The 17,749-nt window shown below is 71.4% G+C and carries 17 protein-coding genes and 1 pseudogene; 5 read left to right on the top strand and 13 right to left on the bottom strand.

The annotated features are described in order from the left end of the window. Nucleotides 1-9: 9 nt before the first annotated feature. The 4 genes from QFZ64_RS20205 to QFZ64_RS20190 are packed head-to-tail and all read right to left on the bottom strand — an operon-like array spanning nt 10 to nt 3,152. Nucleotides 10-1,332, bottom strand: coding sequence for an NADH-quinone oxidoreductase subunit D (locus QFZ64_RS20205; protein ID WP_307067726.1), 1,323 nt, complete (start codon nt 1,330-1,332; stop codon nt 10-12). Continuing rightward, the gene (locus QFZ64_RS20200; RefSeq protein WP_307067724.1) at nt 1,329-2,228 is read right to left on the bottom strand and encodes an NADH-quinone oxidoreductase subunit C; all 900 of its coding nucleotides are present in this window, start codon (nt 2,226-2,228) and stop codon (nt 1,329-1,331) included. The genes QFZ64_RS20205 and QFZ64_RS20200 overlap by 4 nt, the downstream gene beginning before the upstream one ends. After that, on the bottom strand, nt 2,225-2,779 hold the full coding sequence (locus QFZ64_RS20195) for an NADH-quinone oxidoreductase subunit B family protein (protein WP_307067722.1): 555 nt from the start codon (nt 2,777-2,779) through the stop codon (nt 2,225-2,227). The genes QFZ64_RS20200 and QFZ64_RS20195 overlap by 4 nt, the downstream gene beginning before the upstream one ends. A 13-nt stretch (nt 2,780-2,792) precedes the next feature. Continuing rightward, entirely contained in the window at nt 2,793-3,152 is a 360-nt protein-coding gene (locus QFZ64_RS20190; protein WP_030379754.1) for an NADH-quinone oxidoreductase subunit A, read from the bottom strand. A gap of 834 nt (nt 3,153-3,986) precedes the next feature. Between QFZ64_RS20190 and QFZ64_RS20185 the strand changes: the two genes are divergently transcribed. Further along, nucleotides 3,987-4,799 carry a C40 family peptidase gene (locus QFZ64_RS20185; RefSeq protein WP_307067717.1) on the top strand — a complete coding sequence of 271 codons (813 nt, stop codon included), beginning with the start codon at nt 3,987-3,989 and terminating at the stop codon, nt 4,797-4,799. A gap of 224 nt (nt 4,800-5,023) precedes the next feature. On the opposite strand, the gene QFZ64_RS20180 is transcribed toward QFZ64_RS20185, so the two are convergent. After that, nucleotides 5,024-6,313 (bottom strand): geranylgeranyl reductase family protein, encoded by a 1,290-nt coding sequence (locus QFZ64_RS20180; protein WP_307067715.1) that lies wholly within the window; start codon nt 6,311-6,313, stop codon nt 5,024-5,026. A 205-nt stretch (nt 6,314-6,518) separates the two neighbouring features. Between QFZ64_RS20180 and QFZ64_RS20175 the strand changes: the two genes are divergently transcribed. Beyond that, entirely contained in the window at nt 6,519-6,851 is a 333-nt protein-coding gene (locus tag QFZ64_RS20175) for a PASTA domain-containing protein (protein ID WP_307067713.1), read from the top strand. Between the two features lie 66 nt (nt 6,852-6,917). On the opposite strand, the gene QFZ64_RS20170 is transcribed toward QFZ64_RS20175, so the two are convergent. Next, nucleotides 6,918-7,613 carry a demethylmenaquinone methyltransferase gene (locus QFZ64_RS20170; protein ID WP_307067711.1) on the bottom strand — a complete coding sequence of 232 codons (696 nt, stop codon included), beginning with the start codon at nt 7,611-7,613 and terminating at the stop codon, nt 6,918-6,920. Between the two features lie 82 nt (nt 7,614-7,695). After that, a pseudogene (locus tag QFZ64_RS20165) lies at nt 7,696-7,962 on the bottom strand (acyltransferase); the annotation flags it as partial. A gap of 409 nt (nt 7,963-8,371) precedes the next feature. On the opposite strand from QFZ64_RS20165, the gene QFZ64_RS20160 reads away from it, so the two are divergent. After that, a complete protein-coding gene (locus tag QFZ64_RS20160; RefSeq protein ID WP_307067709.1) occupies nt 8,372-9,442 on the top strand; it encodes a chitinase in 1,071 nt (356 codons plus the stop codon). Nucleotides 9,443-9,500: 58 nt separating this feature from the next. On the opposite strand, the gene QFZ64_RS20155 is transcribed toward QFZ64_RS20160, so the two are convergent. From QFZ64_RS20155 to QFZ64_RS20140, 4 genes are all read right to left on the bottom strand, one after another. Next, nucleotides 9,501-9,980: a hypothetical protein gene (locus QFZ64_RS20155; RefSeq protein WP_307067707.1), complete on the bottom strand. Its 480-nt coding sequence runs from the start codon at nt 9,978-9,980 to the stop codon at nt 9,501-9,503. 22 nt (nt 9,981-10,002) lie between these two features. Next, the gene (mqnC, locus tag QFZ64_RS20150) at nt 10,003-11,202 is read right to left on the bottom strand and encodes a cyclic dehypoxanthinyl futalosine synthase (RefSeq protein ID WP_307067705.1); all 1,200 of its coding nucleotides are present in this window, start codon (nt 11,200-11,202) and stop codon (nt 10,003-10,005) included. A 102-nt stretch (nt 11,203-11,304) separates the two neighbouring features. After that, nucleotides 11,305-12,033 carry an A24 family peptidase gene (locus QFZ64_RS20145; protein ID WP_373430637.1) on the bottom strand — a complete coding sequence of 243 codons (729 nt, stop codon included), beginning with the start codon at nt 12,031-12,033 and terminating at the stop codon, nt 11,305-11,307. A gap of 106 nt (nt 12,034-12,139) precedes the next feature. Next, the gene (locus QFZ64_RS20140) at nt 12,140-12,985 is read right to left on the bottom strand and encodes a menaquinone biosynthetic enzyme MqnA/MqnD family protein (RefSeq protein ID WP_307067703.1); all 846 of its coding nucleotides are present in this window, start codon (nt 12,983-12,985) and stop codon (nt 12,140-12,142) included. Nucleotides 12,986-13,319: 334 nt separating this feature from the next. On the opposite strand from QFZ64_RS20140, the gene QFZ64_RS20135 reads away from it, so the two are divergent. Then, nucleotides 13,320-13,523: a cold-shock protein gene (locus tag QFZ64_RS20135; RefSeq protein ID WP_006138897.1), complete on the top strand. Its 204-nt coding sequence runs from the start codon at nt 13,320-13,322 to the stop codon at nt 13,521-13,523. 172 nt (nt 13,524-13,695) lie between these two features. On the opposite strand, the gene QFZ64_RS20130 is transcribed toward QFZ64_RS20135, so the two are convergent. Continuing rightward, complete coding sequence (locus QFZ64_RS20130) at nt 13,696-15,579, bottom strand: long-chain fatty acid--CoA ligase (RefSeq protein WP_373430761.1); 1,884 nt, start codon at nt 15,577-15,579, stop codon at nt 13,696-13,698. 669 nt (nt 15,580-16,248) lie between these two features. Here QFZ64_RS20130 and QFZ64_RS20125 point away from each other — a divergent pair. Continuing rightward, entirely contained in the window at nt 16,249-17,070 is an 822-nt protein-coding gene (locus tag QFZ64_RS20125) for a MaoC/PaaZ C-terminal domain-containing protein (protein WP_307071781.1), read from the top strand. Here QFZ64_RS20125 and QFZ64_RS20120 read toward each other — a convergent pair. After that, nucleotides 17,067-17,735 (bottom strand): TetR/AcrR family transcriptional regulator, encoded by a 669-nt coding sequence (locus QFZ64_RS20120; protein ID WP_307067700.1) that lies wholly within the window; start codon nt 17,733-17,735, stop codon nt 17,067-17,069. The genes QFZ64_RS20125 and QFZ64_RS20120 overlap by 4 nt on opposite strands. Nucleotides 17,736-17,749: the final 14 nt, after the last annotated feature.

The following is a 17,749-nucleotide window of genomic DNA, read 5'->3' as shown; positions in this document are numbered from 1 at the left end:
GGGTGGTGGTCACCGGTCGACGCCTCCCATCACGGGGTCGATGGACGCCACGGCGACGATGACGTCGGCGACCTGGCCGCCCTCGCACATCGCCGCCATGGCCTGAAGGTTGGTGAAGGACGGGTCGCGGAAGTGGACCCGGTAGGGCCGGGTGCCTCCGTCGGAGACGACATGCGCCCCGAGCTCGCCCTTGGGTGACTCGATGGCCACGTACGCCTGTCCCGGCGGGACGCGGAACCCCTCGGTCACCAGCTTGAAGTGGTGGATCAGGGCCTCCATGGAGGTGCCCATGATGTTCTTGATGTGGTCCAGGGAGTTGCCCAGGCCGTCCGGTCCCAACGCGAGCTGGGCGGGCCAGGCGATCTTCTTGTCGGCGACCATGACCGGGCCGGGCTGCAGCCGGTCCAGGCACTGCTCGATGATCCTGAGCGACTGGCGCATTTCTTCCAGGCGGATCAGGAAGCGGCCGTAGGAGTCGCAGGTGTCGGCGGTGGGCACGTCGAAGTCGTACGTCTCGTAGCCGCAGTAGGGCTGTGCCTTGCGCAGGTCGTGCGGCAGTCCGGCGGAGCGCAGGATCGGGCCGGTGGCACCGAGCGCCATGCAGCCGGCCAGGTCGAGGTAGCCGACGTCCTGCATGCGGGCCTTGAAGATGGGGTTCCCGGTGGCGAGCTTGTCGTACTCCGGGAGGTTCTTGTGCATCTTCTTCACGAACTCGCGGATCTGGTCCACCGCGCCGGGCGGCAGGTCCTGGGCGAGTCCGCCGGGGCGGATGAACGCGTGGTTCATGCGCAGGCCGGTGACGAGTTCGTAGATGTCGAGAATGAGTTCACGATCACGGAATCCGTAGATCATGATCGTGGTCGCGCCCAGTTCCATGCCGCCGGTGGCGATGCACACCAGGTGCGAGGAGAGCCGGTTGAGCTCCATCAGGAGCACGCGGATGATCGTGGCGCGGTCGGGGATCCGGTCCTCGATGCCGAGGAGTTTCTCCACGGCGAGGCAGTACGCCGCCTCGTTGAAGAAGGGCGTCAGATAGTCCATGCGCGTCACGAACGTGGTGCCCTGGGTCCACGTCCGGTACTCGAGGTTCTTCTCGATGCCGGTGTGGAGGTAGCCGATGCCGCAGCGGGCCTCGGTGACCGTCTCGCCGTCGATCTCCAGGATGAGCCGGAGCACGCCGTGCGTGGACGGGTGCTGGGGGCCCATGTTGACGATGATGCGCTCGTCGTCGGACTTCGCGGCGCTCTGGGCGATCTCGTCCCAGTCGCCGCCGGTCACCGTGTAGACGGTGCCTTCGGTGGTCTCACGTGCTGATGCCGACTGTGTGCTCACGAGTACGACCTCCGCTGGTCCGGAGCCGGGATCTGGGCGCCCTTGTACTCGACGGGGATGCCGCCGAGGGGATAGTCCTTGCGCTGCGGATGGCCCTGCCAGTCGTCCGGCATCATGATCCGCGTCAGCGACGGGTGGCCGTCGAAGACGATGCCGAAGAAGTCGTACGCCTCCCGCTCGTGCCAGTCGTTGGTCGGGTAGACGGGGACGAGCGAGGGGATGTGCGGGTCGGCGTCGGGGGCGCTGACCTCCAGCCGGATCACCCGGTTGTGGGTGAGCGAGCGCAGGTGGTAGACGGCGTGCAGTTCGCGGCCCTTGTCGCCGGGGTAGTGCACGGCGCTCACTCCGGTGCACAGCTCGAAGCGGAGCGCCGGGTCGTCGCGCAGGGTCCTGGCGACGGTGGGCAGGAACTCGCGCTCGATGTGGAAGGTCAGTTCGCCGCGGTCGACGACCGTCCGGTCGATGACGTTGCCGGGGACCAGGCCCTGTTCCTCCAGGGCGCCCTCCAACTCGTCGGCGACCTCGTCGAAGTAGCCGTCCGGGCCGCCGTAGGGCCGGGTCGAGGCGCCGGGGAGCCGGACGGAGCGGACGAGGCCGCCGTAGCCGGAGGTGTCGCCGCCGTTGTTCGCGCCGAACATGCCGCGCTGGACGCGGATCTCCTCGCCGCCCTCGCCGCGCCTGCCGGGGAGGTTCTCGGCGGACAGGTCCTTCTCGGGGTTGGGCGCGTCCGGGGCACCGGCGGCCTTCGAACCGGCGGCGGCCTTCGCGTCGCCCGCGGCGGGCCCGGAGTCCGCGGCCGGCTTGGAGTCCGCAGCGGGCTTCACGTCGCCCGCGGCCGGCTTCGCGTCACCGGGTGCGTTCTTCGCGCCACCCTGCGTGCTGTTCGCGTCGCTCATCGCAGCAGCCCCTTCATCTCGATCGTGGGCAGGGCCTTGAGCGCCGCCTCCTCCGCCTCGCGGGCCGCCTCTTCGGCGTTCACGCCGAGCTTGGAGTGCTGGATCTTCTGGTGGAGCTTGAGGATCGCGTCCATCAGCATCTCCGGACGCGGCGGGCAGCCCGGAAGGTAGATGTCGACGGGGACGACGTGGTCGACGCCCTGGACGATCGCGTAGTTGTTGAACATGCCGCCCGAGGAGGCGCAGACGCCCATGGAGATCACCCACTTCGGGTTGGGCATCTGGTCGTAGACCTGCCGCAGCACGGGCGCCATCTTCTGGCTGACCCGGCCCGCGACGATCATCAGGTCGGCCTGGCGCGGCGAGCCGCGGAAGACCTCCATGCCGAATCGCGCCAGGTCGTAGCGGCCGGCCCCGGTGGTCATCATCTCGATGGCGCAGCAGGCCAGTCCGAAGGTCGCCGGGAAGACCGACGACTTGCGCACCCAGCCCGCGGCCTGCTCGACGGTGGTCAGCAGGAAGCCGCTCGGCAGCTTTTCTTCGAGTCCCATGTCCTATTGCCCCTCAGTCCCATTCCAGGCCGCCGCGCCGCCATACGTACGCGTACGCGACGAAGACGGTGAGCACGAAGAGCAGCATCTCCACGAGCCCGAAGATCCCCAGGGAGTCGAAGGTGACGGCCCAGGGATAGAGGAAGACGATCTCGATGTCGAAGACGATGAAGAGCATCGCCGTCAGGTAGTACTTGATGGGGAACCGCCCGCCGCCGGCCGGCGTGGGGGTCGGCTCGATCCCGCACTCGTAGGCCTCGAGCTTGGCGCGGTTGTACCGCTTCGGACCGATCAGCGTGGCCATGACCACGGAGAAGATCGCAAAGCCTGCCCCGAGGGCTCCCAGTACGAGGATGGGCGCATACGCGTTCACCGCTCCTCGCTCCTCTCAGTCGGCACTGACTGGCGGTTGCGCCGGGCCGGCGGCCCCCTCACGGTCCCCGCTCTCCCCACCTTTTCCGACGAAGATCGCGTTCATGTGAAGCAGGTCACAAGCCCAACTGCCCCGCATCCTATGCCCGAGGGTCTGTGATCTGCGACACGGGGGTCACGACGTACTTTGTGATCTCCACCACCCGGCGAACGATCATGAAGCCGGATGAGCGGTGATCTTCGTACGCGAAGCATCCAGACGATCACCAAGAGGTGACATTTCCGCTCGTCGACGCAGGTCACAGCGTCGACTCCTCTATCAAGCCGTCGCCGTCCAAAGCAAATTGGCGTGCCGCCAGATCCCTTGATAGAGGGGACTGTTCGCGCGGACGGCGAGAGAAGGCGCCCGCAATGGTGACGGAACCGGACATGTGCCCGTATTCACGAGCGGCGCGGCATCGCGGCCGGCCACCACGGGCGCGTCCGGCCGACACCGGGCCGACATCACCGGCGCCCGACCGCCGCCCGGCCGGCATCGGGCCGGGCGCCGCCCGCCGGGCCACCGCACCGGACCTCCCCACTGTGACCTGCGCCACACCGGCGACGAGCGTTCAAGAACCGGGCTTGGCCATCTGCCTCAACCGGTGGTAGGCACTGGGCAATTCGGGCGTAACAACGAAACACCATGATCACGGGCTTGATCGACTGCACCCGCTATGCCCGTTACGGCGTCAATGAGGGGCGACTCGGAGGAATTTCAGGTCTCGATTGAACAACTGTGGCGGAGCACACGTTTCTTGAAGGTATGGAGGAGCCCCTGGTACCGCTTAGACCCATGTCCCACACCGCTCACATACGAAGCCACCGGAAACCCCGCCGCAACGCGTCCTCGGTCGCGGTGCGGGCCGGAGTCGCCGGTGGTGTGCTCAGCACCCTGGCCGTGGCCGGCGCCTCGGCTCAGGCCAGTGCGGCCGAGCCTGTGACGCAGACGATGGAGCTGCCCACGCTCACGGCCGATCTCGCGCAGCAGATCGCGCAGTCCGCGGACGCCACCCAGCAGGCGGCGGCCAACTACCAGCTGCGTGCCGAGCGCGACACCGCCGCCGCGCAGGCCGCGAAGGAGGCCAAGGCCGACCTCGCCCACGCCAAGAAGGTGGCGAAGGCGAAGGACGAGGCCAAGCGCAAGGCGGAGGCCGCGCGCAAGACCGCCGAGGCCGCCTCGCGTTCCTCGGACCGCACCACCCTCGCCACGACCGTCTCGTCGGGCACCAGCACGTCCTCGTCCACGCCCACCGGGTCGGCGGCGGCGGTCATCGCCTTCGTCAAGGCTCAGGTCGGCAAGGCGTACGTCTCCGGCGCCACCGGTCCGTCGGCGTACGACTGCTCCGGCCTGGTGCAGACCGCCTTCAAGCAGGTGGGCATCACCCTGCCGCGCGTCTCGCAGGACCAGTCGACGGCCGGCACCCAGGTCTCGCTGAGCAACCTGCAGCCGGGCGACATCCTGTACTGGGGTGGCGCGGGCAGCGCGTACCACGTCGGCGTCTACGTCGGCGACGGCATGTTCGTCGGCGCGCAGAACCCGTCCAGCGGTGTCGTGGAGCGGCCGCTCTCCTACGACCCGCCGAGCGGTGCGGTGCGCGTGCTCTGAGCGGTTCGCCGCCCACACCACGCCCTCCGCGGCGCGCCACCCGGCGCGTACATGATCCATACGGTCGGAAGCCACCGCCCCTCCCACGGGCGGTGGCTTCGGCTGTGCCGACCCGGACCCCCTCGGGCGCCCCCGGCACCCGGAAGCCCTCCGGGAGCCCCTGAAGGGCCCCCGAAGGGCTTCCCGCGCCTCCTGGGGCCGGCGGTGTCCGGGGAGTTCTCCGCCTACGCCTTCGGGGCCACCTTCGACAGGCCGTTGATGATGCGGTCCATCGCGTCGCCGCCCGTGGGATCCGTGAGGTTGGCGAGGAGCTTGAGGGTGAACTTCATCAGCACCGGGTGGGTCAGGCCGCGCTGCGCGGCGATCTGCATGACCTTCGGGTTGCCGATCAGCTTCACGAAGGCCCGGCCGAGGTTGTAGTAGCCGCCGTAGGTGTCCTTCAGGACCTGCGGGTAGCGGCGCAGCGCGATCTCCCGCTGGGCGGGCGTCGCCCGGGCGTGCGCCTGGACGATGACGTCGGCGGCGATCTGCCCGGACTCCATCGCGTACGCGATGCCCTCGCCGTTGAACGGGTTGACCAGGCCACCCGCGTCGCCGACCAGCAGCAGGCCCTTGGTGTAGTGCGGCTGGCGGTTGAACGCCATGGGAAGGGCGGCGCCGCGGATCGGGCCCGTCATGTTGTCCGGGGTGTAACCCCAGTCCTCGGGCATGGAGGCGCACCAGGCCTTGAGGATCTCGCGCCAGTCGAGCTCCTTGAAGGCGGCGGAGGTGTTGAGGACGCCGAGACCGACGTTGCTCGTGCCGTCCCCCATGCCGAAGATCCAGCCGTACCCCGGCAGCAACCGGTCCTGGGGGCCGCGGCGGTCCCACAACTCCAGCCAGGACTCCAGGTAGTCGTCGTCGTGCCGGGGCGAGGTGAAGTATGTGCGGACGGCGACGCCCATCGGGCGGTCCTCGCGGCGGTGCAGGCCCATCGCCAGGGACAGCCGGGTGGAGTTGCCGTCGGCGGCGACCACGAGGGGGGCGTGGAAGGTGACTTCCTTCTTCTCCTCGCCCAGCTTGGCGTGCACGCCGGTGATGCGGCCGGTGCGGTCGTCGGTGATCGGGGCGCCCACGTTGCAGCGCTCGTACAGCCGGGCGCCGGCCTTCTGGGCCTGGCGGGCGAGCTGTTCGTCGAAGTCGTCGCGCTTGCGGACGAGTCCGTAGTCCGGGTAGCTGGCGAGGTCCGGCCAGTCCAGTTCGAGACGGACGCCGCCGCCGATGATGCGCAGGCCCCGGTTGCGGAGCCAGCCGGCCTCCTCGGAGATGTCGATGCCCATGGCGACGAGCTGCTTGGTCGCGCGGGGGGTGAGGCCGTCGCCGCAGACCTTCTCGCGGGGGAAGGCGGTCTTCTCCAGGAGCAGGACGTCGAGGCCCGCCTTGGCGAGGTAGTAGGCGGTGGTGGAACCGGCTGGTCCGGCCCCGACGACGATCACATCGGCGGTGTGCTCGGTGAGGGGCTGGGGCTCGGTCACGTGGGTCTCCCCGAGTCTCGAGGGTGGAACGCCGGGGCCCGGCGGTGGACAGGGGCAGTCTATTCAGGAGCTTCGGCCGGACCGGCCGAGGGGCGCGACCGACCCGTCGTCACTCTCCGTGGCGATCTGTCACGGTACGGCGCCGGGCACTTCCGGCCGGGCCCCACCCGTGCTTACCCTGGGCGTACCGCTGGGGGTGACAGCCGTGCGAATAACACCCGAAACGCCCGAGGTGCGGGTTCCGCGTCTCGTGGGACTGATGGCCGTGGACGCCCGTGAGAGCGCCGCCGCACAGGGAGTGCTGCTCTCCGCACCCGACCGGCCGGACTTCGCGATGACGACCGTCGTGGACCACGTGGTCCGCCAGTACCCGCCGCCCGGCACCGAGGTCCCACGCGGCACCGTGGTCACCGTCTGGTTCGAGTTCGGCGCGGGCGAGGGCGGCGGCGGTGTTCGGGAGCCGCGGCGCCCGGTCCCGCCCCCCGGCGGGATGCGGCGCGAACTGGACGAGCCGGGCGAATCCCTGTTCATCCAGTGATCCGGTGGGCCCGCGCGACGCGCTCGAAGGACGCGTTCGTCCGGTGAGCGGCCCGGCGGCGGGACCTCACTCCGCCTTGAAGCCCCGGTGCAGGGCCACCACGCCGCCCGTCAGGTTGCGCCAGGCCACCTTGGACCAGCCGGCCCCGGTCAGGCGCGCGGCCAGGGCGGGCTGGTCGGGCCAGGCGCGGATCGACTCGGCGAGGTAGACGTACGCGTCCGGGTTGGACGACACCGTCCGCGCCACCGGCGGCAGCGCCCGCATCAGGTACTCGGTGTAGACGGTGCGGAACGGCGCCCACGTCGGGTGCGAGAACTCGCAGATCACGACCCGGCCGCCGGGCTTCGTCACCCGGTGCATCTCGCGCAGCGCCGTGTCCGTGTCCTGCACGTTGCGCAGCCCGAAGGAGATCGTCACCGCGTCGAACGTGTCGTCCTTGAACGGCAGCCGTGTCGCGTCCCCCGCCGTGAACGGCAGCCAGGCGTGCCGCTGCTTGCCGACCCGCAGCATGCCGGTCGAGAAGTCGCAGGGGACGACGTACGCACCGGTCCGCGCGAACGGCAGCGACGACGTCGCCGTACCGGCGGCGAGGTCCAGCACCTTCTGCGCGGGGCGCGCGTCGACCGCCTTGGCCACCGCCTTGCGCCACACCCGGTCCTGGCCGAGCGAGAGGACGTCGTTGGTGAGGTCGTACCGCTCGGCCACGTCGTCGAACATCGAGGCGACTTCGTGCGGCTGCTTGTTCAGGGATGCGCGGGTCACCCGGCCATTGTGGCAGCACGGACCGGACCGACCCGGACTCGCCCCGGCACGGGACTCACCCCGGCACCGGACCCGGTCCGGTTCACCCCGGCAGCGGCCTCGGCCGCTTCTCCGCCACCACGTCCTCCACGTCCTCCACCCCTCCGCACAGCGGCACGAACACGGCGATCAGCAGCCGGCCGGTGCCGCACATGAACCACTGGCTCTCCAGTGGCAGGTACTTCTCGGACGCGGGTACGTTCCAGAACCGGTCGATCAGCGGCACCGCCAGGATCAGCGCGATCTCGTGCCAGAGACAGACGGTGACCGCCCGCGCGTCGAGGAGGGTCGCGATCCGGTCCTGCCATCGCCCTGCGGCCGGAGGTGTCGAGGAACACGGGTCCCTCGCCGGACCCCCCGTTGCCGCGTTCGCGACGGCGACCGCGCCCGGTGGGCACGACGGCACGGTTTTCGATGGCGGACTCGGATTGCATTCCCCGGACAGTAGAGACGCTTTATGTGCCCCGAACTCTGGACGAGTTGTGAGCCGGCCCAGAAAAATCCCCGGACCTGTCCGTTCCCTGGGTGAAGCGAGCCTTTTCTGTCATCGACGGCACAGCGGCGTGTGCTTCATTTACTCTTCCATTCTTCGGACCGCTCGGAATGCGCCTCCGTTTCCCGGAGACGAGACGGGGATCACCTTCCCCGGGACGGAAACCACCGTTCCCAGGCGGAGTTCACCACCCTGGGCGGAAATCACGAAAGGGGGTGCGTGTGTGATGAGGAGTTCTCCGAGGCCGGCCGTCGGGCTCGTCTGCCTGGTGGCGCCGGCCTGTGCCGGATGCTCCGCCGACGACGGGGCCTCCTCCTCCGGCGCGGGAGGTTCGTCTTCCGGTTCGGGAGGCTTTTCTTCCGGTTCAGGGGGCTCGTCCGCCGGTTCACGGGGCGCGGGCAGTTCGCCGGGCGGGTCCTCGACTTCCTACGAGCCGTACGTGAGTGCCACCACCGCCGTGGGCATGGACACCGCCGGTTCTCCCTCGACGTGCAACCTCGCCTTCGTCATCTCCGACGGCGACGACTGCGTTGCGAAGCGGAACGGCCAGTACACCCTCGGCAACGCGGCGGTGAAGTCCCGCATCGCGGCACTGAAGAAGTCCGGCGCCTCGGTACGGGTCTCCTTCGGCGGGTCCTCCGGGAAGGAGCTCGGGGCCACCTGCGGCAGTGCCTCCGCACTGACGAAGGCGTACGGGGCCGCGCTGGACGCGGCGGGGGCCGCGCAGGCGGACTTCGACATCGAGGGCGACGAGTTGGCCGACTCCGATTCGATCGCGTTGCGGTCCGAGGCGATCACGCTGCTGCAGAAGGAGCGCGCCGACCTGTCGGTGTCGTTCACGCTGCCCGTGATGCCGTCGGGGCTGGAGGCGGACGGTGTGGCGCTGCTGGAGTCCGCCGATGACCACGGGGTGCAGGTCTCCACGGTCGACATCATGACGATGAATTACGGCAGTTCGCACACGGGGGACATGGGCGACTACGCGATCACCTCCGCCGAGGCGGCGCACGATCAGGTGGAGGAGGTGTTCGGGTTGTCGTCGAAGGGGGCGTGGCGGGGGCCGGCACTCACGTCGATGCTGGGGGTCAACGACGTGGACGGGGAGACGTTCACCGTCGCGGACGCGGAGCGGGTGCGGGCGTTCGCGGAAGGGAAGGGGGTGGCGTGGGTGTCGATGTGGTCGGCGTTCCGGGATCAGCAGTGCGAGGACGGGGCGGCGTCCTCGGGGGATGCGGCGACGGATTGCAGTGGGGTGAAGCAGGGGGCGGGGGACTTCGCGGAGGCCTTCTCGGGGTGACGGTTCCCTCCGGGGGGTGCGCGGGCGGGCGCCCCCGCCGGGGCGCCCCCGGTTCGTGTCAGGTGCGGCGGTGGACCAGCCGGCCGGCGCAGATGGTGGCCCGGACCGGGTTCTCGTCCATGACGTTCGCGACGTCCATGACGTTCGTGAGGACCGTCAGGTCGGCCCGGTGGCCCGCGGTCAGTGGAGTCGGGGGACGTGGCGTGGGGAGGACGGTCACGCCGGTGCGGGCGGCGGCTGTGCGGAGTTCGGGGGTGGTGTGGGCGGCCGTGACCGCCACCGCGCCCCGCTTCAGCACCTCGTGGACGCGTTCGCGGGGGCTCGGGGCGTCCGGGAGCGGACCCTCGTGCGTGAGACCGGGGCCCAGCGTGCCGGACCAGCGGCGCACGCGGGCCGCCGGGTAACGGGCCGTCAGCTCCGCGCGTGTGCCGACCGCGGCGATACGGTCGCCCTCGACGGCGACCGCGCCGTCCGCCACCGGCTCCGACTCCGACTCCCAGGTACGGCGCAGCGCGTCCGCCGCGTGGATGGTCAGCACGGGTCCGCGCCCTCCCCCGGCGTCAGTTGGACGCCAGCAGCTTCAGTTCCGGGTGGGCCGTGCCGCCCGCGATCGCCGTGGACGAGATGTGCGAGACGACGCGCTCGTCGACCGGGTCGTTCGCCGGGTCGTCGTGCACGACGAGGTGCTCGTACGTCGTGGCGCGCTGCGCCGGGACGCGGCCCGCCCGGCGGATCAGATCGATGATCTCCAGGCGGTTGGAGCGGTGCTTGGCGCCGGCCGAGGAGACGACGTTCTCCTCCAGCATGATCGAGCCGAGGTCGTCCGCGCCGTAGTGCAGCGACAGTTGGCCGACCTCCTTGCCGGTGGTCAGCCAGGAGCCCTGGATGTGCCGGACGTTGTCCAGGAAGAGGCGGGCGATGGCGATCATCCGCAGGTACTCGAAGAGCGTGGCCTGGGTGCGGCCCTTCAGGTGGTTGTTCTCGGGCTGGTAGGTGTACGGGATGAACGCGCGGAAGCCTCCCGTGCGGTCCTGCACGTCACGGATCATGCGCAGGTGCTCGATCCGCTCGGCGTTGGTCTCGCCCGTGCCCATCAGCATCGTCGAGGTGGACTCCACGCCCAGCCGGTGCGCGGCCTCCATGATCTCCAGCCAGCGTTCGCCGGACTCCTTCAGCGGGGCGATCGCCTTGCGCGGCCGCTCCGGGAGCAGTTCGGCGCCGGCGCCCGCGAAGGAGTCGAGGCCGGCGGCGTGGATGCGGGTGATCGCCTCCTCGACCGTCACCCCCGAGATGCGGGCCATGTGCTCGACCTCGCTCGCCCCCAGGCTGTGGATGACGAGCTGGGGGAACTCCTTCTTGATGGCCGCGAAGTGCTTCTCGTAGTACTCGACGCCGTAGTCCGGGTGGTGGCCGCCCTGGAACATGATCTGCGTGCCGCCGAGTTCGACGGTCTCCGCGCAGCGGCGCAGGATGTCGTCGAGGTCGCGCGTCCAGCCCTTGGCGGTGTCCTTCGGGGCGGCGTAGAAGGCGCAGAACTTGCACGCCGTCACACAGACGTTCGTGTAGTTGATGTTCCGCTCGATGATGTACGTCGCGATGTGCTCGACACCGGCGTACTTGAGGCGACGGGCGGAGTCCGCGGCGGCGCCCAGGGCGTGCAGGGGTGCGTCGCGGTAGAGCGCGAGAGCCTCTTCGGGGGTGATGCGTCCACCCGCGGCCGCACGGTCGAGGACGGGCTGAAGGTCGGCCTTCTCGGTCACCGGGGGTGTCCCTTTCGTCCAGGGGTGGGGGCGGACCGGTCCAGCGTACGCCAGGGGTCCTCCGGGTTGCCCGGGCGCCCTGGGCCGGTCCTCGGGCCGGTCCTACGCCGCGTACGCCCCCATCAGCAGCCCCGCGTACGCGCCCGCGAGCAGGAACGGGCCGAAGGGGATGGCCGTGCGGCGGGTGGCCCGGCGGGCGAGGACGAGGGCGAGACCGTAGAGGCCGGCAAGGAGGAAGCCGGCGAAGGTGCCGAGCACCACCGTCCCCCAGCCGTACCAGCCGAGCACGGCACCGAGGCCCAGGGCGAGTTTGACGTCGCCGAAGCCCATGCCGTCGGGGTTGACCAGGAAGAGCAGGAAGTACCCGGCGCCCAGGACGAGCGCGCCGAGCAGCGCGGTGCGCCAGTGGCCCGCGTGCTCGGGCAGGACGGCCACCGCGCCCAGCAGGGCGGGCGCGAGGACGGCGAGCGGGAGGGTGAGCACGTCCGGCAGCCGCTGGACCCGGAAGTCGACGATCGTCAGCAGCACGCCGGCGGGGGCGAGCAGCAGCCACACGGCGAGTTCGGGGCGGGTTCCGGTGGCGAGCGCGAGCGCCGCGCACGCCAGGGCGGTCACGGCGCACACGAGGGCGCTCCCGGGACCGTACGCCCCGTCCTCCGGGCAGCGCGCCGGGCCGAGCCAGCCGCCGATGCGGTGCCCGCCCGGGCAACGGTCACGCCACGGCTCGCCCGCCGCCACCGACAGGCGGTACGCGAACCGGGGCACCAGGGCGCCCGCGCCCGCCCCCCACAGACCGGCGACAACCACGACCGCCCACCCCACGGCATCCACGCCCCACACAGTAGAGCGCCGGGCGGGGCGGCGGGCGTGGAGCGGCCGGGGGACGGGTGCCGAGGGGCGGTGGGGGCGCCGAAGTGCGGTCGGCCGGTGCGGGCGGTCAGTCGAGCAGGTCGACCTTCACGTCGGCCGGGAAGCCCGTCGTCGGGCCCACCCGGCGCGCGAACTCCGTGACCGCCTCCAGCTGCGGGCCGCCGAAGCGGAAGTCCAGCGTCGTGAAGTACCGTTCCAGCACCTCGGCGTCGAAGGCCTCCCAGCGGGCGGCCTGTTCGGCGACCTTGCCGACCTCCTCCAGGGAGAGGTTGCGGGAGGCGAGGAACGCCTGGTGCACCTGGCGGGTGAGCTCCGGCTCGCGCTCCAGGTAGTCCTTGCGGGCCGCCCATACCGCGAAGACGAACGGCAGCCCCGTCCACTCCTTCCACAGCGCGCCCAGGTCGTGCACGGCCAGGCCGTACTTCGGGCCGTCGTGGAGGTTGGCCCGCAGCGCCGCGTCGCCGATGAGGACGGCGGCGTCGGCCTCCCGCATCATCAGGGCGAGGTCGGGCGGGCAGGTGTAGTAGTCCGGCCGCACACCGAACCGCTCGGCGAGCAGGAGCTGAGCGAGCCGGACGGAGGTGCGGGAGGTGGAGCCGAGGGCGACACGGGCGCCGTCCAACTGCTCCAGCGGCACCTGGGAGACGATCACGCAGGACATCACCGGGCCGTCGCAGCCCACCGCGATGTCGGGGAACGCGACGAGGTCGTCGGCGTTCTTCAGGTACTCGACGAGGGTGACGGGACCGATGTCGAGCTCGCCCGCGACCAGCCGCTCGCTGAGCTTCTCGGGGGTGTCCTTGGTCAGCTCGAAGTCGAGGAGCGTCCCGGTTCTCGCGAGCCCCCAGTAGAGGGGCAGGCAGTTCAGGAACTGGATGTGGCCGACGCGCGGCCGGATGCGAGAATTGTCCACATCGCGAGACTAGACCCCGTCGGCCGAGGGCCGGTTCCTGGGGGTACGGCACCGGGGCCGGCCTGGTACGGGGCGAGTTTTCGGGCCCTCTCGGTCAACCCCTCTACGACACTCTTCAAACATCCGAGTGACGTGATCTTGCTCCCTGTTGCGTCCCGGTGTCTGCGTGCTAGGCTCGCAGCAAGTTGCAGTTTGGTTTCCTTGCAGTACAGAGCCTGCGGAGCATGTAACCGCAGGCTCTCGTCGTTTTCAGACGTATGCAGTTGTGCGGCATTCAGTTTTCACAATCGCAGGGTTCTGGAGCAGGGCGACCCTTTGGGCCCAAGGAGGGCTTATGGCTACCGGAACCGTGAAGTGGTTCAACGCCGAAAAGGGCTTTGGTTTCATCGCCCAGGAAGGCGGCGGCCCGGACGTCTTCGTCCACTACTCCGCGATCAACGCGAACGGCTTCCGTTCGCTTGAGGAGAACCAGGCGGTGAGCTTCGACGTCACGCAGGGTCCCAAGGGCCCGCAGGCGGAGAACGTCACCCCCATGTAAGTCCTCGGCCCGATCCGGACCCGACGAGCAGTACCCAAGGAGCCCCTCGCGCCATCGGCGCAGGGGCTCCTGCCTTTTGCCTCCGGCCGCTGGGCGGGGGCCGCGGGCCCCCGGTGCCACGTGTGGCCGGGGGGCCGCATCGGGCGGGGGCGCCCGGCCGGGGCGCACGGTGTCAGACGGCGTACAGGTCCTCGATCTCCCGGGCGTAGTCCTGGGAGATCCGCGCGCGGCGGAGTTTCATCGTCGGGGTCAGGTGGCCCGCCGCCTCCGTGAAGTCGCCGGGAAGGACGCGGAAGCGGCGGATGGATTCGGGGCGGGAGACCAGGCGGTTGGCCTCGTCGACCGCGCGTTGGAGGACCGCGTGCAGATCGGGGTCGTCCAGGAGGAGTTCCGGCGGGACGCCGTGCTTGCCGTTCATACGGCGCCAGTGGGTGATGCCGTCCCGGTCCAGGGTGAGCAGCGCGGCGACGAACGGGCGGCGGTCGCCGAGCAGCATGCACTGGGAGATCAGCGGGTGCGAGCGCAGCCAGTTCTCCAGCGGTGCCGGGGCGACGTTCTTGCCGCCCGCGGTGATCAGGATCTCCTTCTTGCGGCCGGTGATCGTCAGGTGCCCCTCGTCGTCGAGGGCGCCGAGGTCCCCGGTCGGCAGCCAGCCGTCGGAGGTGCCCGGGACGACCCCGCCGGCGTGCGGATCCCAGTAGCCGCGGAACACATGGGGGCCGGCGAGGAGGATCTCGCCGTCGGCCGCGATCCGCACCCGCGTGCCCGGCAGCGGCCAGCCGACGGTGCCGAGCCGGGGCCGCAGCGGCGGTGTCACCGTGGCCGCCCCGGTCGTCTCCGTCAGGCCGTACCCCTCGAAGATCTGGATGCCGGCGCCGGCGTAGAACGCGGCGAGCCGGCGGCCCAGCGGCGAGCCGCCGCAGATGAGGTACCGGACCCTGCCGCCCATGGCGGCGCGGATGCGGCGGTAGACCAGGGGGTCGTAGAGCGCCCGGGCCGCCCGCAGCGCCCGGCCGGGCCCGCCGGTGCCGTGCTGCCGGGCCTCCGCCGCCTCCCCGTACCGTTCGGCGACGGAGGCGGCCCGGTCGAAGGAGCCGGCCCGACCGCCCGACTCGGCCTTCGCGCGGGCCGAGTGGAACACCTTCTCCAGCATGTACGGGATGGCCAGCAGACACGTCGGCCGGAAGCCGGCCAGGTCCGCCAGCAGGTCCTCGGTGCGCAGGCTGGGCGCGTGCCCGAGGGTGACGCGGGCGCGCAGGCAGGCGACGGCGACCATCCGGCCGAAGACGTGCGACATCGGCAGGAACAGCAGGACCGACGGCTCCTCGCTGTGCTGCGCCCGGAAGACCGGGTGGAGCAGTTCCACCGCGTTGTCGACCTCCGCGAGGAAGTTGCCGTGGGTCAGGGCGCAGCCCTTGGGCCGCCCGGTGGTGCCGGAGGTGTAGACGAGGGTGGCCAGCGAGTCCGGGCCGAGGACGCCGCGCCGGACGCCGACCTCCTGGTCGGGCACGTCGCGGCCCCGCTCCGCGAGCCGGTCGAGGTGGCCCTTGTCGAGGATCCAGAGGTGGTGCAGGTCGGGGAGCCGGTCGCGTTCCGGGCCGAGGGCGGCGGCCATCGCGGCCGTCTCGGTGGCCAGGGCGACCGCGCCGGAGTCCTGGAGGATCCAGCGGGCCTGGAAGGGCGAGGAGGTGGGGTAGATCGGCACCGTGACGAGGCCCGCCGCCCAGGCGGCGAAGTCCAGCAGGGTCCACTCGTACGTCGTGCGCGCCATGACGGCGATGCGGTCGCCGGGGGCGAGTCCCTCGGCGATCAGCCCCTTCGCCACCGCGAGCACCTCGGCGGCGAAGCGCGCCGCCGGCACGTCGCTCCAGCTCCAGCCACCGGACTTGCCGTCGGCAGTCGTACGGCGCCGCAGAACGGTTTCCTCCGGGGCGGCGGAGGCGTTGTCGAAGGGGATGTCGGCCAGCGAGCCATGGGTGACCGTGGCGGCCAGCGGCGGCACCGACACCTCCCGGACGACACCGTCCAGCCGTTTGAGTGTCGGCTCCACCAGCACGGGAGCGCCACCCCGGACGCGATCGGGGTCCGGCACGGCGCCGGACGGACCGGCGTGGTCGGCGTACGGACCGGCGTGGTCGGCGTACGGATCGGTCCGGGCGGCGTACGGATCGGGGCCGACGGCGGCCGGACCGGGGTGGGCGGCGGGCACGGGTGAGACGGGGTGCGGGGTGGACACGAGCGGCTCCTGGGCGTTCGGCGACGAAACACCTCTTGCGTGTGCGGGTACGGGCCGCGGGGGCCGGTGCGTTCACCCCGCGGGACGTGCCACGGCCGGACACGGAGGCGTCACCGGCGTCACCGGCGTCGCGTTCGTGATCGTATTGCGGCGCGGTGTGGACCTTGTGGTGTTTCGGGGGGCGTCCGGCGCCGGGGGTGTGTGCGTTCCACCGTGCGCCGTCCTCTCCCTTCGGCACGCTGTTTCGCGCAAGCCCTTACCGGCGGTAACCTGACTCCTGGGCAAGCCGCCGCGCCCGCCCGCCGCCGACCCTGCCGGGAGCAGCCGGATCATGGCCGGCCGTCGTCCTGGTCGACCGTCGTCTCCCTCCCCGACGTTCCCGGAGATCCCGTGCAGACCACCGACACCGGCCACCCGGATCCCCCCGACCCGACCGGCCCCCGGCACCCCGGCACCCCCGCCGCGCGCCCGGACGTCACCCTCTCCTCCGTGCCCGCGCTCCTCCCGTCGTTCGCCCGCGGGGCGCTGCTCTCGGCGTTCCGCCGGCCCCGGCCGGGCGCCGTGCCGCCCCGGACTCGCCTGGTGGTGCCCGGGGTGCGGATCGACCTGGCCCGGCTCGCCGCGTACGAGCGGATCTGCGGGTTCGCCACCGGCTGCGACGCGTTGCCGGTGACCTACCCGCACGTGCTCGCCTTCCCGTCGGCCATGCGGCTCATGGCCGACCGCCGCTTCCCGCTGCCGCTGCTCGGCCTCGTGCACACCTCGTTCGAAGTCACCCAGCGGTGCACGCTGCGCACCGGCACGGCGTACGAACTGGCCGTGTACGCAGAGGATCTGACGCCGCACCGGCGCGGCACGGAGGTCACCGTGGCGACCGAGGCGCGGGCCGGGGGCCGCCTCGTCTGGGAGTCGCGCAGCACCTATCTGGCCCGGCACCGCACCCCCGCCGCGCCGCCGGACGCCGCCACGCGCCCCGCTCCCCCGCCCCCGCTCCCCGCCACGGCCCAGTGGCGGCTCGGCGCGGACGTGGGGCGGCGGTACGCGGCGGTCTCGGGCGACCGCAACCCGATCCATCTGCATCCGCTCACCGCCCGCCCGTTCGGCTTCCCGCGGCCTCTCGCGCACGGCATGTGGACGGTCGCCCGCTGCCTGGCCGAACAGCCCGTCGCGGAATCGGTGCGCGTACGGGCGGAGTTCAGGGCACCGGTGCCGCTCCCCGGCACGGTCACCTACGCGGGCGACACCACCGGCCGCTTCCAACTCCGCACCGGCGAACGGCTCCACGTCACGGGCACGGTCATGCCACGCTAGCCCGCCCCGACCGGCACCTGTGTCCGCTCCGGCGGGGTCCACGGGCGGCCCTCCATCAGGCCGCCGAGTCCTGCCCAGGCGAAGTTCATCAGCGTGCCGGCGGCCTGCCGGGCCGGGATGCCGGGGGTGGTGTTGGCCCAGGCCGCGAGCGACTCGGCGGCTCCGACCAGTGCCTCGGCGAGCGCGGCGGCCTCCTGCCGGGGCAGTTCCCGGTCGCGGCGGCCGGCCCGGGAGGCGTCCGCGATGAGCTGCGTGACGAACGCGACGATCTCCTCGCGCATCGCGCCCACCTCGGCGGCGAACGGCTCGCCCGTCGTACGGGCCTGGAGGTGCAGCACCGCCCAGCCGTCCGGGTTCTCCGCGGTGTGCGTGAAGAACGCCAGCAGCCCCTCCCAGAGCTGCCGGTCGGCGGGGAGCGTGGGGTCCACACCGGCGCGCACGGCGGCGGTGAGCGCCGCCGCCTCCCGGCGGATGCAGGCGGTGAAGAGGTCTTCCTTGGAGTTCAGGTACAGGTAGACCAGCGGCTTGGAGACCCCGGCGAGGTCGGCGATCTCGTCCATGGAGGCACCGCGGTAGCCACGTCGGCCGAAGGTACGGACGGCCGCGTCGAGCATCTGCCGCTCACGCACGGCCCGCGGCATCCGCTTGCTCTTCACTTCGCCCATGGCCACAGGGTAGT

It is taken from the genome of Streptomyces sp. B3I8, from assembly GCF_030816915.1.
In the GTDB taxonomy this organism is placed as follows: Bacteria; Actinomycetota; Actinomycetes; order Streptomycetales; family Streptomycetaceae; genus Streptomyces.
Note: the sequence above shows the minus strand (reverse complement) of the source record. Positions and strands in the feature narration are given on the sequence as shown.